Raw genomic sequence first — 7160 nt, 5'->3', positions numbered from 1 at the left:
CCCCCCCCCCCCCCCCCCCCCCCCCCCCCCCCGCCCACCACCCCCCCCCCCCCCCCCCCCCCCCCCCCCCCCCCCCCCCCCCCCCCCCCCCCCCCGGGGGGGGGGGGGGGGAGGAGGGGTGCAGGACCCTAGTGGCCGCGCGCGATCCATTCGTCCAGGTGCGGTGCCTCGGCGCCGATCGTCGTCGAATCCCCGTGCCCGGTGTTCACCGCGGTCTCTGCCGGCAGCGTCAGCAGGCGCTCCCGGATCGAGTCGATGATGGTGCCGAAATCGCTGTAGGAACGGCCGGTCGCGCCCGGACCGCCGCTGAACAGCGTGTCACCGGAGAAGAGCACCGGAGTGCTGCCTTCTTCGTCCTCGAGCAGGAAGCAGACCGAGCCGGGGGAATGCCCGGGGGTGTGCAGAGCCTCGAGCGTGACGCCGGCAATCTCGAACGTGTCGCCGTCTTCGATGACGTCATCGGGTGCTTCATCCGGGAACACTGCGTCCCAGAGCATCCGGTCCGCCTCGTGCAGGAACACCGGTGCGCTGAACCGGTCCTGGGCCTCAGCCACGGCACGAATGTGGTCGTCGTGGCCGTGGGTGAGCAGGATGCCCATGACTTCCCGGTCCCCAACCGCTTCGGCGATGGCGTCGACGTCGTGCGCCGGATCAATGATGATCACCTGCAGGTCATTCCCGATGATCCAGACGTTGTTGTCCACGTCCCAGGTGCCGCCGTCCAGGCTGAAGGTGCCAGAAGTGACAACCTTGTCGATGCGGGCCGCCACTAGAGTTCCACCACCGAGCGCAGGACCTTGCCGTCATGCATCTTGGTGAAGGCTTCCTCGATGTCGCCCAGGCCGATCCGCTCTGAAACGAAGGCATCCAGGTCCAGCCGGCCGAGCTTGTACTGCTCCACCAGCATCGGGAAGTCGCGGGAGGGCAGGCAGTCGCCGTACCAGGAGGACTTCAGCGATCCGCCGCGGCCAAACACGTCGGCCAGCGGCAGCTCGATCTGCATGTCCGGGGTGGGCACGCCCACCAGGACCACGCGGCCGGCGAGGTCACGGGCGTAGAAGGCCTGCTTGTAGGTTTCCGGGCGTCCCACGGCTTCAATAACGACGTCGGCGCCGTTGCCGCCGGTGAGCGCGCGGATGGCTTCCACGGGATCCTCTTCGCGGGAGTTGATGCCGTGCGTGGCGCCGTTGGCCAGGGCGAGGTCCACCTTCGCCGAGTCAATGTCCACGGCGATGATGGTGGTGGCGCCGGCCAGCTTGGCTCCGGCAACGGCGGCGATGCCGACACCGCCGCAGCCAATCACGGCCACGGATTCGCCGCGCTTGACCTCACCGGTGTTGATGGCTGCACCAATGCCGGCCATGACGCCGCAGCCGAGCAGGCCCACGGCGGCGGGATCGACGTCGTCGTCCACCTTGGTGCACTGTCCGGCGGCAACCAGGGTCTTCTCGGCGAACGCACCGATGCCCAGCGCGGGGGAAAGCTCCGTGCCGTCTTCCAGCGTCATCTTCTGGGTGGCGTTGTGCGTGTTGAAGCAGTACTGCGGCTGGCCCTTGCGGCAGGCGCGGCACTCGCCGCACACTGCGCGCCAGTTCAGGATCACGCGGTCGCCCGGGGCAACTTCGGTGACGTCGGGGCCGACGGCGGAGACCACACCGGTTGCTTCGTGGCCGAGCAGGAACGGGTAGTCATCGCTGATGCCGCCCTGCTTGTAGTGCAGGTCCGTGTGGCAGACGCCGCAGGTGAGGATGTCCACCAGGGCTTCTCCGGGCCCGGGATCCGGAACCAGGATGGTCTCCAGCGAGACGGGGGCATTCTTTTCCTTGACTACTACAGCTTGGACCTTGTGAACCATGGGGGGCTGCCTCTCGGGTGATGTCTCAGGGGCACCCCGGCGTTCCGGGGCTACGGTTCCATCCTAGGGACGCCGATGCCGGGAGTCACTTTCGCGGCTCCCGGCATCGGTTCGGAGAAAAGCTCAGGTCACAGGCCCAGACGGGACTTCACCTCGGCGGCGGAGGGGTTCGTCGCAGCGGAGCCGTCGGGGAAGATCACGGTGGGAACGGTTTGGTTGCCGCCGTTCAGGGATTCCACCAGCTCGGCGGTTCCTTCGGTGTCCTCGATGTTCACCTCGGTATAGCCGATTCCCGCCGAATCCAGCTGGGACTTCAGCCGGCGGCAGTACCCGCACCAGCTGGTTGAAAACATGGTGATGGTTCCGGCGTCGGGAGTGAATGCTTCGGCTGTGGCGGACATGGGAGCTCCTTGCTTCTTTACGGGGTGTTCTGCTGATTTCTCAACGCCGGTTCCGGCGGTTTGATTCCCCGGCGGCACGTCCTGCCGGCCGGGGAAGGAGCTGCGGAATGAACCGGATACACAGTGCCATCCCGGCGAGCTCCACGAAAGTTTGGGTGACGACGGCGGCAGCGGTTCCGCCGGCATCTGGCAGCGCGAGCGCCAGCGGGAGCACCACCAGTGAATTGCGCGTCGCTCCGCTGAACGCCAGTGCACGGGCACTGCCGTAGTCCAGCCCGCCCGCCCGGCCGGTGAACGCCCCGGCGAGGACCATGACGGCCAGGAACACCGCGTACAGGGGCACCAGCCAGGCCAGGGAGAGTCCTTCCTCCAGTACCCTGCGGGCCTGCGAGGCGGCCACAGTAAACAGGACAACAAGCATCAGCGGCACCATGGACGCGTTGCCGGCGGCTGCGAGCGCACGGAAGGCCGGACGGCGGCCGGCCAGGAGCTGGGTAGCTGCCGCGGCTGCCAGTGGAAGGAGGATGAGGAATACCAGGGCTTCCAGGAACGGCCCGGGTTCAATGAGACCGGCGACCGATCCTGAGGTGAAGAGCCAGAGGAAGGGCGGCAGCAGGAGCAACTGGGCAATCATCAGCAGCGGAGTGGCCGCCAGGAGCTTGCCGTGGTCCGCCCCGCCCAGGGCCGAAAACACGATCACGTAATCAACGCAGGGAGCGAGGAGGACCAGCAGCACGCCGGTGAGGAGCGCGGCGTCGTGCGCCACGAACCGGGACAGCACGAAAACCAGCGCGGGTACCAGCACGAAGTTCAGCAGCAGAAGCAGCCCGAGGAACCGCAGGTCCAGCAGGCCGGCGCGGATCCGGGTGAACGGCACCGCCAGGAACGTGGCGTAGAGGAGCAGGGCGATGGCTGGATTGATCAGGGCCTGCAGGGCTGACGCGCCGGGAACAGCCGCACCGGCCAGGAAACCTGCAGCGAGGGCAGCTAGGCAGAGGCTGATCTGGTGCCGCTCGAGTGCATCCCGGAGGCGGATGCCGGCCATGCTGTCCATTCCTGAAGACTATCCTCCCGGGAGGCCGTCTCCGCCGCGGCCGGTTCGGGGGCCGGCGCCCGTACAGGGCAGACTGGAACCATGTGCGGAAGATACGTCATGGCCCGGGCAGTTGGTGACCTGGTGGCTGAAGCGGAAGCCGAGGCCGACGCGAACCTTGAGCTGCGCCAGTCCTGGAACGTTGCTCCGACGTCGGACGTGCCGGTGGTGCTTGAACGGGTGATCGACGGCGCCGCCGTGCGCCAGGTGCACGTGGCTCGCTGGGGACTGGTACCGGGGTGGGCGAAGGACATCTCCGTGGGTGTGCGGGCGTTTAACGCCCGCAGCGAGACACTGCTGGAGAAGCCAACGTTCCGCGAGGCGGTCCTGGCCCGCCGGTGCGCAGTGCCCATGGAGGGCTACTACGAGTGGCAGGCCGGACCCGCCGGTACCCGCAGGCCGTATTTCGTGCGCCGTGCCGACGGAAGGCTGCACTGGTTCGCCGGGCTGTATGAATGGTGGGCGGATCCGGCCCTGGCGGCAGGGGACCCGAACCGCTGGCTGCTCTCCGCCTCCGTGATCACGCTCGCCTCTCCGGAGCCGGACAGCGCGGACCCGGCCCTGCGCACGCTTGGCGAACTCCATGACCGGATGCCGCTGCCGCTGTCCGGGCAGGACCTGGATGCGTGGATCACCCCGGGGACGCTGAACGCCACCGCAGCACTCGGGTTGCTCTCACGCGTCCTGGGCAACGCCTACGCCGCCGCAGGCAGCTGGATGATCCAACCGGCCAGTCCCGCGGTCGGAAACGTGCGCCATGACGGTCCGTGGCTGCTGGACGCGGACGCTGATCCCCGCACCGAAGCCGGGGCCGTGCTGTTCTAGGAAGCGGGCGCGAAGGTCAGGAGGCGGACAGTGCCGCACCGGGGTCCCCGGGGTCCAGGACGGACAGGGTGACCGTGCCGTCCTCGGCAACCCGGAGGCCGGGGTTGTGGCAGACTTCCCAGCGGAAACCGTCCGGGTCCGTGAAATACCCCGAGTAGCCGCCCCAGCTCATCTGCATGCCCGGAGCAGCTATTGAGCCTCCGGCGGCAGCCGCGTCATGCAGGATTGAATCCACGTCCGTCGGGGAGCCGACGTTGTGCGCCAGGGTCACCGGTGCCAGGCTGGCGGACCCGGTGGCTCCCGACTCGGCAGCCAGATGGTCGCTGCGGAAGAAGGACAGCAGGATTCCGTGTCCCACCTGGAAGAACACGACTTCCCCGGGGACATACTGCACCGGGGTCCAGCCGAGGCGGCTGTAAAAGGCGTGGGACACTTCAACGTCGCGCACGCCTAGGGTAACGACGCTCAACTGGGGCTGCATGAAAGGAATCTTCCCACCGAAACCCCGGTAAGCGAAGTAGGTTACCTGCCCGGATTTCGCGCCGTGCGGCCGTGTTCCCGGCAGGGGCCGTTGACGCGGCCGGTATGGGCGGGCTCTCATGGAAGGCGGCAGTGCACGTCCAGGGGCGCAGCGGAGTCCGGGAACGGTCTTCTCCCGCGCTATCGCGAGAATGGGACGAGGCCCATGAGCACAGCGATCCCCCCTCATTCCGGCCAGCCGGAGCGATCCGGCGCTTCCCCGGTGTCCGGCGCAGCTTCCGTTCCCCGCGGCGGGGACGGCCCGCCGCGGGACGGCTCAGCCGGGACCGGAAGTTCCGGACCGCCGGCCTGGCTGCGGATCGCGATCCCCGTGCTGCTGATCGTTATCTGGTTCGGCCTCGGGGGTGTGGGCGGCCCCTACTTCGGCAAGATCAGCGAAGTGCAGCAGAATGACCAGGCCTCCTACCTGCCATCGAGCTCGGAATCGACCAGGGTCAGCGAGCTGCAGCCGCAGTTCACGGACAGCGAGGCGATTCCCGCCGTCGTGCTTTATGTGAACGATTCCGGACTGACGGATGCCGACCGCACGTTTATCCAGGACCGGGAGAAGGCCTTCGCGGAGGCTCCGGGGGTCAGCGGCGGCGTGTCTCCGGCACAGTATTCGCAGGACGGCAAGGCGGCGGAGATCTTTGTTCCCATCACGGATGACGACGCCGCTGCGGACAATGTGGAGAACCTCAGCACAGTGGCGAAGGACGGACTGCCCGGCGGGCTCACCGGGTACGTGACCGGACCGGCCGGGCAGCTGGCGGACATTTCCCAGGCCTTCGGCGGAATCGACGGTGCCCTGCTGGTCGTGGCGGTGGTTGCCGTGCTGGTGATCCTGGTGATCGTCTACCGGTCACCGCTGCTGCCCATCCTGGTTCTGCTGACCTCCATCCTGGCCCTCTCCGCGGCGATCCTGGCCGTGTACTGGCTGGCGAAGGCAGGAGCAGTAACGCTGAACGGGCAGGTGCAGGGCATCCTCTTCATCCTGGGTATCGGCGCCGCCACGGACTACTCCCTGCTCTATGTCTCCCGCTACCGGGAGGCCCTGCGCGACAACGCAGACCGCTGGGGCGCCACCCGTGCGGCCCTCCGCGGCACGATCGAGCCCGTCACTGCCTCCGCCGGTACCGTGGTGGCGGGCCTGCTCTGCCTGCTGCTCAGTGACCTGAACTCGAACAAGGCGCTCGCGCCCGTGGCGTCGCTGGGAATCGTGTGCTCCTACCTGGCGGCCATGACACTGCTTCCCTCGCTGCTTTTCGTCTTTGGCCGGGCCGCGTTCTGGCCGCGCCGCCCGGCGTTCGGTTCGCCCCACCCGGACCGTGACCACCAGGCCCGCGGGTTCTGGCCCGGGGTTGCCCGCACCGTGCGGAACCATTCACGGCGCACCTGGCTGATCTGCGCCGTCGTCCTGGCCGCAGCCGCGGTGGCGGTAGTGGACTTCCGCGCGTCCGGGGTGCCGCAGAGTGATTTTGTGCTGGGGCAGACCGAAGCCAAGGAGGGGCAGGGGGCGCTGGGGAACCATTTCCCCTCCGGGTCCGGCAGCCCTGTGCTGATCGTGGCCCCCGAATCCGGGCTGCAGTCCGTGGCGGACACCGTGCTGGAAACCGACGGGATTTCCGACGTCACGGTGGTGGCCCAGGGCACTCCGGCCGGGACGCTGCCCGTCACGGATGCCGGCGTGCAGGTTCCGCCCATCCCCGGCTCCGAAAATGCGGCTCCGAAAACAGTGGACGGACAGGTGCTGCTCCAGGCCACCCTGACCGAGAACGCGGATTCGGCCGCGGCGGAGGACACGGTCCGTGAGCTGCGCCAGAAACTGGCCGGGCAGCAGGACGTGCTGGTGGGCGGCACCACGGCCACCACGGTGGACACCAACGATGCCGCGGAACACGACCGGAATCTCATCATCCCGGTGGTACTGGTGGTGATCTTCATCCTGCTCATGCTGCTGCTGCGGGCAGTGCTGGCCCCGTTCCTGCTCATCCTGACCGTCATGCTGTCCTTCGGGGCCACCCTGGGCGTCTCCGCCCTGCTGTTCAACTACGTACTGGACTTCCCGGGTGCCGATCCGGCGGTGCCGCTGTACGGGTTCATCTTCCTGGTGGCCCTGGGCGTGGACTACAACATCTTCCTCATGACCCGGGTGCGGGAGGAAAGCCTTGCCCTGGGCACCCGGGACGGAATTATCCGGGGGCTGATGATTACCGGCGGGGTCATCACGTCCGCGGGAATCGTCCTCGCCGCAACGTTTGCGGCGCTGGGCGTGATCCCGGTGCTGTTCCTCGCGCAGCTGGCGTTCATTGTCGCTTTCGGCGTGCTGCTGGACACCCTGGTGGTGCGCTCGCTGCTGGTTCCGGCGCTGTCCTACGACATTGGACCGCGCATTTGGTGGCCCTCGAAACTGGGCCGGGAGGCCCCCGCGGAGGACGCTGCAGCAGCCTCCCGGTAAACTTGTCCC

The 7160-nt window shown here is 68.0% G+C and carries 7 protein-coding genes; 2 read left to right on the top strand and 5 right to left on the bottom strand.

The window, feature by feature from the left end:
* Positions 1–128: 128 nt before the first annotated feature.
* From GD628_RS09900 to GD628_RS09885, 4 genes are all read right to left on the bottom strand, one after another.
* Positions 129–770, bottom strand: coding sequence for an MBL fold metallo-hydrolase (locus GD628_RS09900; RefSeq protein WP_091604352.1), 642 nt, complete (start codon positions 768–770; stop codon positions 129–131).
* Positions 770–1855 (bottom strand): S-(hydroxymethyl)mycothiol dehydrogenase, encoded by a 1086-nt coding sequence (locus tag GD628_RS09895; protein ID WP_091604355.1) that lies wholly within the window; start codon positions 1853–1855, stop codon positions 770–772. Before GD628_RS09895 ends, GD628_RS09900 begins: the two co-directional genes overlap by 1 nt.
* A gap of 128 nt (positions 1856–1983) precedes the next feature.
* Positions 1984–2256 (bottom strand): mycoredoxin, encoded by a 273-nt coding sequence (locus GD628_RS09890; protein ID WP_091604360.1) that lies wholly within the window; start codon positions 2254–2256, stop codon positions 1984–1986.
* 40 nt (positions 2257–2296) lie between these two features.
* Complete coding sequence (locus GD628_RS09885) at positions 2297–3310, bottom strand: bile acid:sodium symporter (RefSeq protein ID WP_226802466.1); 1014 nt, start codon at positions 3308–3310, stop codon at positions 2297–2299.
* 81 nt (positions 3311–3391) lie between these two features.
* On the opposite strand from GD628_RS09885, the gene GD628_RS09880 reads away from it, so the two are divergent.
* Complete coding sequence (locus GD628_RS09880; RefSeq protein ID WP_152274577.1) at positions 3392–4174, top strand: SOS response-associated peptidase; 783 nt, start codon at positions 3392–3394, stop codon at positions 4172–4174.
* A gap of 16 nt (positions 4175–4190) precedes the next feature.
* On the opposite strand, the gene GD628_RS09875 is transcribed toward GD628_RS09880, so the two are convergent.
* A complete protein-coding gene (locus GD628_RS09875) occupies positions 4191–4655 on the bottom strand; it encodes a VOC family protein (protein ID WP_152274576.1) in 465 nt (154 codons plus the stop codon).
* A gap of 204 nt (positions 4656–4859) precedes the next feature.
* Here GD628_RS09875 and GD628_RS09870 point away from each other — a divergent pair, with 204 nt between their 5' ends.
* Entirely contained in the window at positions 4860–7151 is a 2292-nt protein-coding gene (locus GD628_RS09870; RefSeq protein WP_152274575.1) for an MMPL family transporter, read from the top strand.
* Positions 7152–7160 lie beyond the last annotated feature (9 nt).

The sequence above is a fragment of the Arthrobacter koreensis genome (assembly GCF_009193255.1).
In the GTDB taxonomy this organism is placed as follows: Bacteria; Actinomycetota; Actinomycetes; order Actinomycetales; family Micrococcaceae; genus Arthrobacter_B; species Arthrobacter_B koreensis.
Note: the sequence above shows the minus strand (reverse complement) of the source record. Positions and strands in the feature narration are given on the sequence as shown.

Excerpts from the sequence above, each read along its gene's own strand:
- GD628_RS09895 (WP_091604355.1), bottom strand. The coding sequence starts at position 1,855 with ATGGTTCACAAGGTCCAAGCTGTAGTAGTCAAGGAAAAGAATGCCCCC.
- GD628_RS09870 (WP_152274575.1), top strand. The coding sequence starts at position 4,860 with ATGAGCACAGCGATCCCCCCTCATTCCGGCCAGCCGGAGCGATCCGGC.
- GD628_RS09880 (WP_152274577.1), top strand. The coding sequence starts at position 3,392 with ATGTGCGGAAGATACGTCATGGCCCGGGCAGTTGGTGACCTGGTGGCT.
- GD628_RS09890 (WP_091604360.1), bottom strand. The coding sequence starts at position 2,256 with ATGTCCGCCACAGCCGAAGCATTCACTCCCGACGCCGGAACCATCACC.
- GD628_RS09885 (WP_226802466.1), bottom strand. The coding sequence starts at position 3,310 with ATGGACAGCATGGCCGGCATCCGCCTCCGGGATGCACTCGAGCGGCAC.
- GD628_RS09875 (WP_152274576.1), bottom strand. The coding sequence starts at position 4,655 with ATGCAGCCCCAGTTGAGCGTCGTTACCCTAGGCGTGCGCGACGTTGAA.